The 392-nt window shown below is 47.4% G+C and carries 1 protein-coding gene; it reads left to right on the forward strand.

All coding sequences use genetic code 11. From position 1 onward, the window contains the following. On the forward strand, positions 1–392 hold a 392-nt coding region (gene tsf / locus KL866_RS20185; protein ID WP_251139864.1), incomplete at both ends, for a translation elongation factor Ts.

The raw sequence follows: 392 nt of genomic DNA on the forward strand, positions 1-392 counted from the left end.
AGTTGAAGGTGGTCGCGCGACCATGCTTGAACTAAACTGTGAAACTGACTTCGTAGCACGTGACGAAGGTTTCCTTAAGTTCGGTAACGAGCTTCTAGAAGTAGCAGCAGCTAATAACATTAACGACATCGACACACTTAACGACGCAGAACTTAACGGTTCAAAAGTAAGCGAAGTTCGTGACGCTCTTGTTGCTAAAATCGGTGAAAATATCTCTCCTCGTCGCGTAATCAACGTTGAAGGTGATACGCTTGGTGCATACGTGCACGGCGGCCGTATTGGTGTTATCTCTATTCTTACTGGCGGTAACGAAGAGCTTGCGAAAGACGTGGCAATGCACGTTGCAGCTGCTAGCCCGCAGTTTGTTAAGCCTGAAAATGTTCCGGCTGAAG

Origin of the sequence: Alteromonas sp. ALT199 (genome assembly GCF_018619335.1) — a bacterium.
Taxonomy (GTDB): domain Bacteria; phylum Pseudomonadota; class Gammaproteobacteria; order Enterobacterales; family Alteromonadaceae; genus Alteromonas.